This window comes from Carboxylicivirga marina (genome assembly GCF_016612505.1).
Lineage (GTDB): Bacteria > Bacteroidota > Bacteroidia > Bacteroidales > Marinilabiliaceae > Carboxylicivirga > Carboxylicivirga marina.
This window is the reverse complement of record NZ_JAENRR010000008.1, coordinates 35,498-49,606: the sequence shown is the minus strand read 5'-3', so window position 1 is coordinate 49,606 and position 14,109 is coordinate 35,498. Positions and strand designations below refer to the sequence as shown.

The following is a 14,109-nucleotide window of genomic DNA, read 5'->3' as shown; positions in this document are numbered from 1 at the left end:
ATCAACTCCGAAATTAGTCAGAGATGATCAATTTGTTATCATTAATCTCAAATTTTTTCGCGAAATGAATTCTTAATTCAACTAAAACATCTTCTAAACTCGGATTATTGAATCGAGTAGTGATTTGTAAATTTGATGCTTTTGCTGAATTCTCAACGCCAACAATCTCACTGAAGTGATCCACTATTGTTTCAATAACTTCATCTATCGATGCTTTTTCAAATACAATCTGGCCGGTTTTCCATGCAATGCAGTTAGATGATTCCAATGGCATTTTTGTAATTTGTCCTGCTTTACTTACTGCTCTTTCACCAGCAGTCACTTCCATGCTATTCGTTCCTGAAGAAAACAAAACACGACCTTCGGTAACTGCTAGGCTAACCTTCCCATTTAGTTCTTCTAAATTAAACTCAGTACCTAATACTTTTACTTCGGCATTGCCTACTTGAACAATGAACGGTTTATTGGGGTTTTTGGCAACTTTGAAATAGCCTTCACCTTCTAATCTTAATTGGCGAGTATCACCGGTTAAGCCTTTTTTGTATACTAACTTACTGTTTTTGTTTAACGACACTTCGGAAGCATCAGCTAAAATAACTTCATTAATACTATTCTCGGTAGAAAAAGCTTCCCACTTACCAAAGCCTGGGACTGTTTCGTATAGGCTGTATGCAGTAACCAGCATGATGGCAGGAATCATTATCGCGGCAATTCTCAAAAACGATCGACGCATTGACATTCGAACAACCTTTGGCTTTATGCCAACTTTTGATTTGAATTGCTCAAAATCATTCATGACATCCACAGATCGAAATGCTTCTAAAGCCTTTGAACGGCTCCAGACTTTTTGCATTTGTTCTATGTAATTTGCATTGTCAGGTGATTGTTGAATCCATGTATCAAGCCCTGCTTTCTCTTCTAACGAAATATCATTCGTTAAAGATTTAACAATCAACTCATCCATATGCTTATTTAGTTCATTCATCTTTTCAATCTTTCAGTTCAACCAATAAAACAGAAATATTCTGGTTTATTAATGAAAATCCATGATGCCAAAGATATTTGGTTCTTCACCTTTTGTTTCAACCGCTTTCTCTTTTGCGATTTCCACTTTCTCTATCTCAGCATTCTTCTTGTCTTCTGCTTTCACTTGTTTCTCATCAACAGGCGATAACAGGTCGGCTAATATTTGAAATACGAATTCCATTTTTAATATCCGTTTAAGGTTAATAGTTCTTCGTGTCGTTAGTTAAGACAAACAACTTTGTATGTACACGTATTTATCATGTCACTTTTTTAATAATTAAATAATAGCCACATGATCATCATCCATGCATCAAGGTATCCGGCTAGGTTTTTTCGTAAAACTTTTAAAGCTTTACTAATCTGAGTTTCTACAGTTCGTTTTGATAAATTCAATTTGTCGGCTATTTCTTGGTTACTCACCCCTTCAAAGCGACTCATTTCAAAAATTTTTTTGCATTGATTAGGAAGTGTTTGTATGATTGAGAATATTTTTTGTTCCAATTCGGTCTCCTCAAGCTTATCATCAACGTATGCTTCCGTATTTTTTTGTGTCAAATAAATATTTGCATGATGATCGCGCCTTATTTGACTGTGTTTAATTTGATTTAAACATCTGTTGCGAACCGATTGATACAAGTGAGCTCTCAGGGAAGTATGAATTTTAAGCTCTTTTCTTTTCTCATAGAAGTTGACGATAACATCTTGCACTAATTCTCTAGCCAAATCATCATCAACAACAACTTTACGTGCAAAAACAACTAGTTGAGTATAGTATCTGATGAATACTTCTTGAAAAGCATTCTCGTCTCCTCTTTCAATTCCTTTTATTATATCAATTTCGTTTACTTCTTCTTGTATCAAGGTATGGTAGATATGTGTGTTTCAACAAAAATATAAATTCATTGGTAAGGTGCTATATAATAAGGCGAAGAAATAATTCAAAAACTTCTTTTTAACTTTTTTTATTGCTTCAATTGTACAAGAGTCGTTTTTGACTAAATTTGTTGCACAATTATTCGGGATGTGGCGCAGCTCGGTTAGCGCACTGGTCTGGGGGACCAGGGGTCGCAGGTTCAAATCCTGTCATCCCGACGAAGTTAAAACCCTTATTACAAAGCGATTACATAAAGTAGTCGCTTTTTTTATTTCTCAAATCCAATGGGTTTTTGTACCTTTTTACCCCATGAAAACGGATTGAATTTAGTTTTTTTTTAGTTTTTTTTCTGATATGGCTACAGCTCGATTAATTTTAAAACGAAAACCAAACAAGGATAATCTTTATCAAATCATGATTTTGATATCCCATAAAGGCACAAATACCGAACTTGCCACCAAAATTGCCATCGATAAAAAGTACTGGGGCAATGAACAGATAAAACGAAATTGCCCCCAGGTTGATAATGTTCGTTCAACTAATCGAAGCTTATCTGTTAAGGTCAATGAAGCATGGGATTACATTGAAGAGCTGGAGGAGCGGAGAAAGATTGACCACATGACCGCCAAACAAATCGGCGAATACATTAAAAAAGGCGGCAGTGCATTTAATAATAATGCCGATTTCCTTGAGTATTTCAAAAATTACTTGCCTAAGATAGAGAACCAGGGAACACGCGAACGTTACAACGCCACCTTAACCATTTTGGAAGATTACAGCAAAGGCTCCTTGTTATTCTCCGATATTAATAAGCCCTGGTTAAACCGGTTCAAAGAGCATCGCATTGAGCAAACATCGCCAGGAACCGCCAACATCGACTTACGAAACATCCGTGCGCTTTTTAATCGGGCCATCGATGTGGATGAACTCATTGATCAGAACCTTTATCCCTTCCGGAAGTTTGAATTTGCCAAAGCAACGCCTCGTAACTTACGATTGCCAGTTGAAGCCATCCGGCTTATTCGCGATTTCGAAACAAAGGATCAATACACATCTCTTGCTCGTGACTTCTTTATGCTCTCATTCTACCTTATTGGCATGAACAACATCGATATCTATGAGATAGCAGGCATTAACGATGGGCGCATTGAATACCAAAGGCGCAAAACATCAAAAGCCTATAACATCAAAGTTGAGCTCGAAGCTCAAGCGATTATTGACAAACGAAAAGGAGTAAATACCTTTCTCATCTACCAGGAGCGATACGCCAATCATAAGAACCTAACCAAGCAGATGAATAAGCACCTGAAGACCTTGGCAAAAAACATCAATGAGCAGCTGGAGAAAGATGGGATAAAAAACATCACCATTCCTGAAGAACTAGTGATGTACCATGCTCGACACACCTGGGCCGGCATTGCAGCCAAAAAACCCATTGGCGCCAGCAAGCCACTCATTGCCCAATCGCTTGGCCATGGTAAAACAACAGTAACCGATACATATTTTGACTATGATTGGGAACTTGTTGACGACTTAAACCGTAAAGTACTCGATATATTAAAACAATAATCCCCACACACATGAATAGATTGATAATTATTGGCAATGGTTTTGACTTAGCTCATGGAATGAAAACAAGCTTTAAGGATTTTATTGCTGATTATCTAAACAATGCAATTGATATCTTCTATAATAAACAGCATTACAAAGATAAAATCCTAGAGATAAGTTGTCGTTATCACAGAAGCTACATTCCTGAACATCACATAAGCAATGGGGATATCTTTGAAACATTCGAAAGCATAAGAAAAGATCCAGATATTAGAGTAAGCACTCAACAAATTCTTTACAATTCTATTGAGAAAATTAAAAGTTTTAATTGGGTTGATCTAGAAATGGAATTTTTCACCCTGTTGGCTGATAACAAAATGAAAAATAGCTCCTCTTTTTATGACGATGGTATTATAGATATAAACGAAGATTTCTCGTTTTTACGCCAAAAGCTGTTAGATTATTTATCTAAAGAACATGTTAATAATAGCGGAAAGCATTTTAGTGAAAATTTAGAAACATACTTTGCAAGTAATCTCAAAACAAGAGGTGGTGGGCATTACGATCCGCGTGTTAGTAAAAATACAAAATATGCACCAAATATTCTTTTTCTTAACTTCAACTATACTAATACTTTAGATGGCTATCTTCGTAGGTGTCAAACAATAACTCATACTGATATTAATTACATTCATGGATGCTTATGGAATTTTGATGAGCAACCAATTTTTGGGTTTGGTGACGAGTTTGATAAAAAGTTTTTAGAGTTTGAAGATGCAAATAATAATGACCTTTTCAAGCATATCAAATCCTTTCAATATCTTGAGACTGATAATTACAATAAACTAATTAGTTTCTTGGATTCTGAAGACTTCGAGGTACACATTTATGGTCATTCATGTGGATTAACTGATAGAACACTGCTTCATAGGATTTTTGAAAATGATAGATGTAAGGAAATACAAATCTTTTATCACAAACAGAATGATACATCAGATGATTTCACAGAAAAAACATATGAGATATCAAGACACTTTAAAGACAAAGGCAAATTTCGTGAACGAGTTGTGCCTAAAAGTCTATCTTTCCCCATGCCCCAGCCAATCCAAGAAGCCAAACAAAAAGAAGAGGCCACTAATCCAAACTAAAAAAGGGGTGACTTTTCACCCCATTAAGTTTGTTGAATTCCGACAAAAATTTTAATCTGTAACTAAAGTACTAAATAAAATTAAACAAAAAAAGGCTAACAGAATCCTGCTAGCCTTTAACTAATTTAATCCTAAATTTTATGAACGGTGAATCGGGTTTACACCGTCATCACATACAAGTATAACACTTTATTTACTATTTCCGCTTTTCATATGCTTAATTTTTGCAGCATAATACTCCATTTCCATTTTATGCTGTTGTCGCTTCATAATAAACGACATCACCCCAAGTGCCACACCAATTAGTGCAGCAGCTATTGAAATAATCGGAGCCCACTCAACCAACAAAGCAAAAATACCAACTCCACCGCCTGTTGTTGGTGCAATTATCTCCATACGTGTAGCCAATAAAAAACTTTTCATGCGTGTGAGTTTAAAACGTTAAAACAGTTTCCACCGTTTCTTTTCTTTCTTTTGCTCCTGGTCACTCTCCACTTCAATCTTCACCTCTGAGCCATCTTTAATTTTACCTTCAACATTAACATTGACCTGGTTACCGGCATTGCTGTTTGAATCCATCCAGCCATACACCAGCGCGCCACCTATGAACATCCCCAGGAACAGGAATGTCGTGCACATAAATATCTTTCCTTTTATCGTCATATCACACCTCCTTAATATATCTACTAATGGCAAAGACCTTACCCGGAGGCCGCTTTTTCATATACACGCCATCACCCTCACGGCTGCCGCCTCCATTGGTATTGCCCTCTATGGTTATAAAATAGCCGCTCTTACTTTCTTTGATAAAAAAGCCAACATGGCCAACTCGCTTGAGCCTGGCATAATAGAAGGTCACCACATCGCTACACTTTGGCTGTATGCCTCTTGTCTTGTTTCGCCATATCACATCCTTATCACGTGCAAAACTTGGCGACCAAGCACTATTCGGATTATCAACATCCAACTGGTTCAGGTTCCAACTAACGAAAGCAGCACACCAGGGCACCGGGTAATCAAAGCCAACACTTTGCAGGTAGGTATCAATCATTGGCGAACTATTGGCCGTCACCTCTCGCACATCCAATTGCTCGGTTAGGTTCTTTAGTAGCTCGTGCCTGGTATTGTCTTGCGCCTTTGCTGTAATAGCCGATGCCAATACAAACACAAGAAATATAGCTGTTGCCAGTTTGTATTTAAATTGAGTTTCAAGTTTTGGAAAGTTGGGGTAAAACTCGTTTTTCAAGAACTTGAATACATTCGGAAATATCACCCTAACGCCAACCCATGCCAATGCCAGCACCACAATAAAGCGAACCACACTGTAAGCAATGTTTTCCATCTCCGAAAAGAAATCGAAAAAAGCATTGTTTGGAAATAGGTAACTCAATCCCATATTCAAGGCAAAAAAGCCAATGATGAGCAACGGTATCACCGTCAGCTCTTCTTTAAAGGTTTTAAAAAAGTCTTTCATTTAATCAGTTATTATAAGGTTATTAATTTTCCTCAAGCATCATACAAGCCTGACCATACACAATAGGTGTATATACCTCAAGCTTCTTTTTGATAAGGGCAATATCTTCGGCAGTTACTTCAACCGGCTTATCGGTGCCAACTATTTTTACGGCCAATTGATAGGCTTGTAATTTCTCTGGTCCATCACCCTCTTGAGATGTTGCCAGTGCCGATGAACAAACCTCCTTCAGGTTAATTTCTTTAGTACCACCGTTGGCTGTTGGCTCTTTTAATGTTTCGCCAGTTAAGGCTTTTAAGGGTCTGTTAAATTGTACTTTCATGCTTATTGTTTTTCTACATTGTTTCTACTTTCGCCACCGCCACCGTGCGACGATGTTTTATAACTCTCTTTCTTTCGTCCGCGCATGGTTCTTACCACCACTATGCCTATAACTATTAGGCAGCCTATTACAAAGGCAATTGTTAATGCTGTTTTCATATCTCAGTTTTAAGAAGTTGTAAAATCATACACACCACCACCGGCACCACCGCCATTGTAGCGCACATTAATACTCACGGCTTCATTCATACCCGGAGTAACCGCCTTAACACCTGACGAATCACGATTTAATACATTCACATTGTATAGCACAATTGTTTTGCTGGCTCCTGGTGCGAGACTAAAACTAGCCAATGCATTGCCCGATGAATCATACATGCTTCCAGTACATTCTAAAGTGTATGAGTAGCCGAAATAGGTTGTGATAAAGTCAGCCTCAAACTTATAATCGCGAATTGTATAAGTTTCTGTTGAATCATTGGTGACGGTCATTTTTATACCCACCGAGCCAAGCGATGAAATAGGTAATGGTTGGTCTTTTCCTCCCGGGTCGAAATAGCCAGTTTTTGAATTACCAGCTCCTACTACTGAGAAGTCAATAGCTGACTGGTTAATTAAATTAATAGCCACCTCATTATAACTGCCATTACTGTTAGGTATGCAATAGCACTCATCCCAAAAGCCCACCGGAAAACTACCATTGATTGTTTTGGTATAGCGTGAAACAAAATATCTAGCTGTTATGGCGCCGAGCCAGCCGCTAATAAGTGCATTATTCCAGTCAACTTCAACCTCACCACTATTCCCAAGTTTAGCCGTGGCTGTTAGTACAACTTTGCTGCCTACGCTATTCTCCAGCTCTACACCCAAATAATAATCAGGCAATGCCAGGTTATTAATCATTATGCCATCATCGTAGCCTATCTGACTTTCACCACTACGTGTAAGTAGTAAGCCCAAGTATGAAATATTACCATACCACTTATTAATCTCACGTGTTTGCTGACTGTTAGCAATTGGGGGTATGGCATTGTGTTCATACAATCTGAAATGCCCCATTTTAAACGCACTCATTGGCTTTGTGTAACTCCAATCAGCCGAAGTACCACCCTCAACATACTGAGGCACACTCAGGCCAAAGTCATTATTCAAACCCTTCCACCACTCGGCAGCATTTGAATTCTCAGTTATCGGCTTGCGTTTTGAGTACATGTTTACATTAGCATGCTTGCACAACTCACTAAGCTTATTACTACTAGCCGCAAGTATATTTCTTATCAATGTGGTATTTATGCCTGTTTCGGGTAATGCCATTACGCTCTCAATTTTTCAAGTTCTCTTTTCAATTGCTTATTCTCTTGCTCCAACCTTTCAATGCGCTCTCTGTTATTCTTCGTCTTTCTATCCACCGCCTTAATACCCTCAACCATTAAGCCAGTCAAAGCACTATCAACAATCGATAGGTAGGTGTCTTTTGTTGCAGCTCCGCGCACCGCTTCAGGTAAAACTCGTTGCACATGCTGAGCTATTAACCCAGCCGAGCGGCGGTCATCTTTATCATAGGTACAACCCTTTAGCTGCCGAAGGCGAGCCAATGGATTACGTATAATTTTAAAGTTGCTTTTTAGGCGAATATCTGAGTAGGATTCAACTTCGCCGGAGGCGAGGATATCGCCAGTGACGGTGAGGGCTTGGGTAGGCGCAGCTGCTGAGCCACTTCCATTAATAGAGACTCCATTACTAGCTACACGCATTTTAATTACAGAAGCATGTCTAAAAGCCAAATAACCACTTGCATTTGCTTGGTCTATATAACTTGCGCTATTTCTATTAAAACTAAGACTATTAGAGGCTAAAGTAGAAGTATATGTTGAAACAACTTTCACAGCGGAAGATGCAAGAATATTACCATTAACATCAAGTGCTTCAGTTGGAGCTGTAGTCTTATTAACACCTAAATAAGATGTTAAATAACTTGTAGCACCTAAATAAAAAGCTTTATCAACTTCATCATTATAAAACTTAAATAATCCTGTATCACCGTGCCATTGAATATAAGCTTTACGAGAAGTACTTTCATAAAAAGCAAAATAAGGGTTAGTGTAAGTATTGTTATACCCTAACATTAAATTCTCCCCAGAGCTAGAAAGTATCAACTTACCGCTAAACTTACCATTACCATTAACATCGAGTGCTTCTGTGGCATTACCATTATCACCAATTCTTACACCTGTACCATTAACACGCATTTTCCATCCACCACCTGCAAGTACATCAAGGGTACTTGGGTACATATAAATACCTTGTCGCGTACTTCCCGCTGCGTTTTGACGACTAATAAAAAAAGCTGATGCACTATCTGTTTTAGCATAAATACCTGCACCTGCACTTATTTTCGTACTGCTATTAAACGTCCATCCGCTTGTAATTACAGCTGCTTCACTCTTCATCGGAAATGCACTACTATGATACCCATCCAACAAGTCAGCATTCAAATTAATCACCCGGCCATTCTTCGCCGCTGGCACCAAAAAAGGAACCGTGCCCACTTGCACATCAAACGACCATAAGCCGGAAATGTATTCGTGTGCATCTTTCAGCGCATACTCACTGGCAACAGAACCACCAAGCTTATCACTATCAACCGCTGTGGCTGAAGAACCAAGATAAGGGTGCGAGTGTGCCAGTGCATACCCAGCACTGCTATGGTTACCCCATCCATAAGCTGTCTGTCCGTTGTTAATCCGACTATCATTACCCTGCGCTACCGTGCTGCTGGTTGTGCCAAAATTCTTATTAAAAGCAGTGTTTTTGCCAAACACCGGTTCGTATGGGTGAGCGTGAGAACTTGGTGTAAACGTGCTTGGTTTACTTGTTATCTGACTCCAGGCATGACCATGCCCAGCCTCGAATAATGCTTTGGTTCCATAGTTGAGCCATGTGGGTTTGTCGCTTAAGTCGTTCCAACTACTAACACCGCCACCCAGTTCGCCATCAATTGATAGCAGGCCGTTAGCATCAATTTTTAAGCCTGTGCCCACTTTAACGCCGCCGAGTACGGTGGTGGTTGCTTTTGGTAGGCTATCCCATATACTGGCAGGCAGTTGTCCACTATCCGCAAAGGCCATTATTTCGCCATCGCTGGTAAAGTTGTATTTGGCACGTATGTAGGGGGCGCCTTCGTTGTCAACTAGTTCAAACATGCTTTCAAAAGTGGCTTTGGGTAATCCGTCTACAAAAGGCGTGCGCTCCGGACTTTCACTTCCTTCCTTATCTATTACCCAGAACTTCCCTGCTAACTCTGTCGCCAATGGTAAGCCAGATATATTAATACCACCACCAAATGCACCGCCACCTCCATTAGTGGCACCTGAGCCAACACCCGAAATAATCCGCTTATTACGGCCAAGTTCTCTGCTTACACTTAGTTTACTTTTCTTAACTGCCATCAGATTATTTCTTTAATGGTTATCTTACTCAGGCCACGCTCGAAATCCTTTTCCACCTTCTCCAGTTTAAAGGTTTTAGTGGGGTAACCATCCTCTTTAATAATATTATCAGGGTACACGTCCAGTGTATTAATCAGTATGTTCGATAAGCGGATGCGTGCTTCACTGTCCTGATTGTAATTACTCTCAAGCAGGTAATCTTCTATTGTATCATACAACTGGTTATCTGTGGTATATTTCACCTTACTCACAGGCATATATTTGGCCGGATAAAGTGGAGCATTAGCATCTGCTTCTTTTATTAAAAACTGCCCAAGCTCTAGGCCACCTTGATGAGTCCCACAATAAATCGTTGTACTTTTCTTGTCACGATATTTCAAGGCGTCATCAAACATCTTGTACTCGGTAACCTTGTTATCACCTTCCTCACTGGTCACCTCCAGAGCCAGGTTCTTTATCAGCACACCTTCTGCGGCGTTTCCTCCAGTTTCACCACCAAACAAGTCAATACTGTCAAGTATCTCAAAGGTCATTTTTCCATTACCATTGCGCGACAATGGGAAGTTATTACGCACACACACTGTAAACCAACCTTCGTTCTCCAGCTCATCATATTCAGGTGTGCCTTTTATCTCGGTATTGGTACCATCTTCTGTTTGACACAGCAAATCAATATGATTCTCATTAACACGCCAGGCAATATTGGCCGATGCTGAGTTACTCATATAGTACTCACTTTCGCCATTTTGCTCAAACTTAAGCCGTGCCCTCACAATACCTCGCCAATAACTAATAGTGCTGGCATGGTATGGACGTATTTGCATGGTAACTTTCACCACCGCTTTATCAGCGCAACAATAACATGGGTAGTCACTCACATACCTAAAGGCTGGCACATGGTTACCGGCGTCTTTAGCATTATTCTTCACATACAAAAAGCCATCACCATCAACACTCACATTGCTATCCTCATCCTTGCTTATAAAACGGCCAAAAAAATGACCACTGGCACTCTCTAAAGTCCAGCCCTTAGCTGTGGTATATTTAGCCATACCATCATTGGCACCGTTGTCTGTTTGGGTCGACTCATCAAAGCTGGCACCATCACTCAAAGTATCTTTCACCAGGTGACTCACACGGTAATTATCGTACTTCACTACTTGTTCATTTATAGCAGGCACTATACTCATCGATTGCCCTTTGCCTTTATTCTCCCAGTCAACACCCTGCACCAGTGGCGCATTATTCTTTATATCATTCTCATTGTAATACTTCAGACCATCACCCGCACGATACATTTTCAACTTAAGTGGCTTCATAAAACTCTCCAGTGCCTCGTCGCAAAACAAGTACTCACCATCCTCATCAATATAGCTGCTGGGGTTGATCAACACTGTTGTCAAAAACGATTCAAAAGTCAAGTTCAAAGGGTTCTCAACCTGCACCGAACTACTACCACTCACTGCTGTATTTAAGTTGGTATAAAAGGCAGTAATCTTTTGCAGCACTTCATTAGGATGCACCAGGTTCTCAAAATCTAATCCTATCTCATCTACTCGCACACGGTTGAGCAGGCCAAGGCCATCGTTGCACTGAAAAGTCACGAAGTAATTGAAGGTATCTCCATAGTCCTCTTCATAACTTTCTGTATCAATATAGCCCTCCCAAATTAAAGTCGCCGCTCTTTCTACTTTAATAACCCAGCGGAAACGGTCACGATCAATCATCCATTCAAATTGACGGTCCACTTCACTCAATATCGATAAGGTAGCATTTGAGGTAATAATATTCTTGTCACAATTGTAAGTGACAGAAAAAGGATTTACATCTCCTTTGATGGATGTTATTTCACCTTGCACCGTTTCATTTGCATCGTATATAGAAATGATGACCTCCTTTCCTTGGAAGTCATCATACTTCAACTCATAAACTTTAACCATTTCGTTTGCGGTTTTTGCTTGTGTATTCAATCGCGTAGATAATATCTCCTCCTCTTACTCTGGCTTCACCAATCTGGAATGAACCCTCCAGGCCGCTATTCATTTGATTGTATAATGAGGCTTGTTGCTGCCTATTAAGTATCAGCTCTTTTGAATTAACCCGGGCTAGTATTTTATCTCCATAGTAGGAGTTGCCACCAACAACACCACCATCCTCAAATTTTGGTAGACTGGCAAACACGCTTGTTACTGTTGCAAGCACGGCGGCTATTGCTGCTATATTAGCAGGAAATGGAAGCTTTGCGCCTGATGCAGCACCACCCGACATAGCCTTAGCCTGATTTTGTGCTACCTCTTGAATAGCTTGTTGCTTTTGTACTAGTCCCAGTTTCTGAAGGTTCTCAATCAGCTTTGGTGTTGAGCTAAGTGCTTTGCCAATAAATGAGCCTAAACTATCCGAAGCTCCACCAAAAACAGTACTAAACGAATTGCCAAGCGACTGAAGCTCTTCGTTCATATTGATGATTTTACTATCAACAATATCAAGCCCCTCATTCAACTCTTCAAACTCAAAGTCTTCACCAAAGCTTTCAATAGCTGGTTTCGCCTGACCCACATTACCATTTACCTCTTTACCTTTTGAGCCTGTTGTTGTAGTAAGGTTCAGTTTTACATGAGCAATCTCTTTACCGTCATAGGCATCTTTTATTTTTTTTACCGCCGTTTGAAATTGATTGTTCAGAATATCACTGGCTTTTTTTCCGGCTTCTTTAATCTCATTAAATGCCTCTTTAAATTCTGTAGTGATCCCATCAATAAAGGAGTAATCATCATCGGTAAATAATGATTTCACTTTGAGCCATATTCCTTCAAATATCCGATAGATAAACTCACCAGCTGTTTGGATATAGTCAATTGCTAAGCCAAAGTAAGTTTTAACACTCACCCAAAAGAATTTAATGTTCTCGCTCACTGCGATAAAAACAGTTCTCAAAGTGTCTGACTGATTAATGAAATCAATCACCGCATTAATTCCGTTCTCTATAGCCCTAATGATATCATTCCAGTAGGCAACAATACCAACAGCTCCAACAGCAATAGCGGTAGTTATTGCACTTAATCCGCCTGTCATTGCTGCATAAAGTGCTGTTATTGCAGTAGCTGCACCATAAATAACAGGAATGGCATTTTCAAAGCTTCCTGTCATATTACTTAGAACACCCACGAAATAAGTAATATTGGATACCAGTTGAGTTACAAATCCTAACAAACCACCTTCGCCCAATCGTATCATTAACCCCTCAATAGCGGAGTTGAGCTGATTCATGCCTTTTTGCCACACTCCAACACCATCTTTCGCCATACTTTCAGCAGCACCCTGACTGTTGCCTATCGCTTTTGTCAATCGGGTTAACTCACTTTCAGAGGTATTGATAATAGTACCAATACTTTTCCAGTGGTCACCAAATATCTGCGCCATCTGAGTGTTATTGATACCGGCATCTCTTAAACGCTCAAGCGTGCCAATAAAACCATCGTTTTTAATGGAGGTTTCGTTAATGGTAACACCTAACTCATCAAGTGCCTGGGCAACCATTTTTGGCTGTTTTAATAATCGGGATAATGATCCGGCCATTGCGGTTCCTGCATCGGCTCCTTTAATACCATTGTTGGCAAGTATGGCAGCCGAAAGTGCCAATTCCTCAACTTCTAAATTCAAACCACCAAACACCGGAGCCGCTTTCTTCGCTGCTTCGCCCATTTCAGTCACATTGGTATTCGCTGTTCGCGAGGTATGCGCCAATACATCAATCACTCGTTCTGTCTCTGAAATGTCATAACCCATTCCGGCCACAACATTGGAAGCAATATCAGCTGCCTGTCCTAATTCAATAGCTCCAGCAGCTGCCAGGTTTAAAGTAGAGGGCAAAGCTGCAATTGATTGCTCGGTATTATAACCGGCCATACCTAAATACTGTAAACCTTCAGCTGCCTGACTGGCACTAAATTGAGTTGTTGAACCCAGTTGTTTAGCAGTATTTGAAAGCTTTTTAAAATCTTCATCAGTTGCCTGAGTAATGGCCTTAACCCGGGCCATTGAGTTTTGAAAATCGCCCGACACATCTAGTATTTTCTTCAAGCCCATCCCAACACCCAAGCCTGCAAGTACCCCACCAAGCTGACCAACAACTCTATTCGTGTTTGAAAATGATTTATTAACCTTTTTGTTAACACCATACACTTTACGTTGGTATGTGCTCATTTTCTTCATTACATCACTGATATCACCACGCAGGGCAATTCTACTCTCAATAGTTCCGGCCAT

Annotated in this window: 14 protein-coding genes and 1 tRNA gene; 3 read left to right on the top strand and 12 right to left on the bottom strand. The window is 39.8% G+C overall.

What is annotated here, in order from left to right; all coding sequences use genetic code 11:
• Positions 1 to 13 precede the first annotated feature (13 nt).
• The 3 genes from JIV24_RS05170 to JIV24_RS05160 all read right to left on the bottom strand — a co-directional run bounded on the left by JIV24_RS05170 (position 14) and on the right by JIV24_RS05160 (position 1,887).
• Positions 14 to 985 carry a FecR family protein gene (locus JIV24_RS05170; protein WP_200463955.1) on the bottom strand — a complete coding sequence of 324 codons (972 nt, stop codon included), beginning with the start codon at positions 983 to 985 and terminating at the stop codon, positions 14 to 16.
• A gap of 48 nt (positions 986 to 1,033) precedes the next feature.
• The gene (locus tag JIV24_RS05165) at positions 1,034 to 1,207 is read right to left on the bottom strand and encodes a hypothetical protein (protein ID WP_200463954.1); all 174 of its coding nucleotides are present in this window, start codon (positions 1,205 to 1,207) and stop codon (positions 1,034 to 1,036) included.
• An 89-nt stretch (positions 1,208 to 1,296) separates the two neighbouring features.
• The gene (locus JIV24_RS05160) at positions 1,297 to 1,887 is read right to left on the bottom strand and encodes an RNA polymerase sigma-70 factor (protein ID WP_200463953.1); all 591 of its coding nucleotides are present in this window, start codon (positions 1,885 to 1,887) and stop codon (positions 1,297 to 1,299) included.
• A 156-nt stretch (positions 1,888 to 2,043) separates the two neighbouring features.
• On the opposite strand from JIV24_RS05160, the gene JIV24_RS05155 reads away from it, so the two are divergent.
• The 3 genes from JIV24_RS05155 (at position 2,044) to JIV24_RS05145 (ending at position 4,599) form a co-directional block, all read left to right on the top strand.
• Positions 2,044 to 2,118 (top strand) — tRNA-Pro (locus JIV24_RS05155).
• Between the two features lie 136 nt (positions 2,119 to 2,254).
• Entirely contained in the window at positions 2,255 to 3,469 is a 1,215-nt protein-coding gene (locus tag JIV24_RS05150) for a tyrosine-type recombinase/integrase (protein ID WP_353890330.1), read from the top strand.
• Between the two features lie 11 nt (positions 3,470 to 3,480).
• On the top strand, positions 3,481 to 4,599 hold the full coding sequence (locus JIV24_RS05145) for an AbiH family protein (protein WP_200463951.1): 1,119 nt from the start codon (positions 3,481 to 3,483) through the stop codon (positions 4,597 to 4,599).
• A 189-nt stretch (positions 4,600 to 4,788) separates the two neighbouring features.
• Here the strand turns inward: JIV24_RS05145 and JIV24_RS05140 are convergent, their stop codons facing one another.
• The 9 genes from JIV24_RS05140 to JIV24_RS05100 are packed head-to-tail and all read right to left on the bottom strand — an operon-like array spanning position 4,789 to position 14,109.
• Positions 4,789 to 5,022, bottom strand: a complete 234-nt coding sequence (locus JIV24_RS05140; protein WP_200463950.1) for a hypothetical protein — start codon at positions 5,020 to 5,022, stop codon at positions 4,789 to 4,791.
• An 18-nt stretch (positions 5,023 to 5,040) separates the two neighbouring features.
• Positions 5,041 to 5,262, bottom strand: coding sequence for a hypothetical protein (locus JIV24_RS05135; protein ID WP_200463949.1), 222 nt, complete (start codon positions 5,260 to 5,262; stop codon positions 5,041 to 5,043).
• Between the two features lies 1 nt (position 5,263).
• The gene (locus JIV24_RS05130; RefSeq protein ID WP_200463948.1) at positions 5,264 to 6,073 is read right to left on the bottom strand and encodes a CHAP domain-containing protein; all 810 of its coding nucleotides are present in this window, start codon (positions 6,071 to 6,073) and stop codon (positions 5,264 to 5,266) included.
• A 22-nt stretch (positions 6,074 to 6,095) separates the two neighbouring features.
• Complete coding sequence (locus tag JIV24_RS05125; RefSeq protein ID WP_200463947.1) at positions 6,096 to 6,395, bottom strand: hypothetical protein; 300 nt, start codon at positions 6,393 to 6,395, stop codon at positions 6,096 to 6,098.
• Between the two features lie 2 nt (positions 6,396 to 6,397).
• Entirely contained in the window at positions 6,398 to 6,553 is a 156-nt protein-coding gene (locus tag JIV24_RS05120) for a hypothetical protein (RefSeq protein ID WP_200463946.1), read from the bottom strand.
• A gap of 9 nt (positions 6,554 to 6,562) precedes the next feature.
• Positions 6,563 to 7,708, bottom strand: a complete 1,146-nt coding sequence (locus JIV24_RS05115) for a hypothetical protein (protein ID WP_200463945.1) — start codon at positions 7,706 to 7,708, stop codon at positions 6,563 to 6,565.
• Complete coding sequence (locus JIV24_RS05110; RefSeq protein ID WP_200463944.1) at positions 7,708 to 9,843, bottom strand: tail fiber domain-containing protein; 2,136 nt, start codon at positions 9,841 to 9,843, stop codon at positions 7,708 to 7,710. Before JIV24_RS05110 ends, JIV24_RS05115 begins: the two co-directional genes overlap by 1 nt.
• Positions 9,843 to 11,783, bottom strand: a complete 1,941-nt coding sequence (locus JIV24_RS05105) for a hypothetical protein (protein WP_200463943.1) — start codon at positions 11,781 to 11,783, stop codon at positions 9,843 to 9,845. The genes JIV24_RS05110 and JIV24_RS05105 overlap by 1 nt, the downstream gene beginning before the upstream one ends.
• Positions 11,776 to 14,109, bottom strand: a complete 2,334-nt coding sequence (locus JIV24_RS05100; RefSeq protein WP_200463942.1) for a phage tail tape measure protein — start codon at positions 14,107 to 14,109, stop codon at positions 11,776 to 11,778. Before JIV24_RS05100 ends, JIV24_RS05105 begins: the two co-directional genes overlap by 8 nt.

Bases quoted from the DNA above. Each gene is read 5' to 3' on its own strand.
- JIV24_RS05170 (WP_200463955.1), bottom strand. From the start codon at position 985: ATGAATGAACTAAATAAGCATATGGATGAGTTGATTGTTAAATCTTTA.
- JIV24_RS05165 (WP_200463954.1), bottom strand. From the start codon at position 1,207: ATGGAATTCGTATTTCAAATATTAGCCGACCTGTTATCGCCTGTTGAT.
- JIV24_RS05150 (WP_353890330.1), top strand. From the start codon at position 2,255: ATGGCTACAGCTCGATTAATTTTAAAACGAAAACCAAACAAGGATAAT.
- JIV24_RS05145 (WP_200463951.1), top strand. From the start codon at position 3,481: ATGAATAGATTGATAATTATTGGCAATGGTTTTGACTTAGCTCATGGA.
- JIV24_RS05140 (WP_200463950.1), bottom strand. From the start codon at position 5,022: ATGAAAAGTTTTTTATTGGCTACACGTATGGAGATAATTGCACCAACA.
- JIV24_RS05135 (WP_200463949.1), bottom strand. From the start codon at position 5,262: ATGACGATAAAAGGAAAGATATTTATGTGCACGACATTCCTGTTCCTG.
- JIV24_RS05130 (WP_200463948.1), bottom strand. From the start codon at position 6,073: ATGAAAGACTTTTTTAAAACCTTTAAAGAAGAGCTGACGGTGATACCG.
- JIV24_RS05125 (WP_200463947.1), bottom strand. From the start codon at position 6,395: ATGAAAGTACAATTTAACAGACCCTTAAAAGCCTTAACTGGCGAAACA.
- JIV24_RS05120 (WP_200463946.1), bottom strand. From the start codon at position 6,553: ATGAAAACAGCATTAACAATTGCCTTTGTAATAGGCTGCCTAATAGTT.
- JIV24_RS05115 (WP_200463945.1), bottom strand. From the start codon at position 7,708: ATGGCATTACCCGAAACAGGCATAAATACCACATTGATAAGAAATATA.
- JIV24_RS05110 (WP_200463944.1), bottom strand. From the start codon at position 9,843: ATGGCAGTTAAGAAAAGTAAACTAAGTGTAAGCAGAGAACTTGGCCGT.
- JIV24_RS05105 (WP_200463943.1), bottom strand. From the start codon at position 11,783: ATGGTTAAAGTTTATGAGTTGAAGTATGATGACTTCCAAGGAAAGGAG.
- JIV24_RS05100 (WP_200463942.1), bottom strand. From the start codon at position 14,109: ATGGCCGGAACTATTGAGAGTAGAATTGCCCTGCGTGGTGATATCAGT.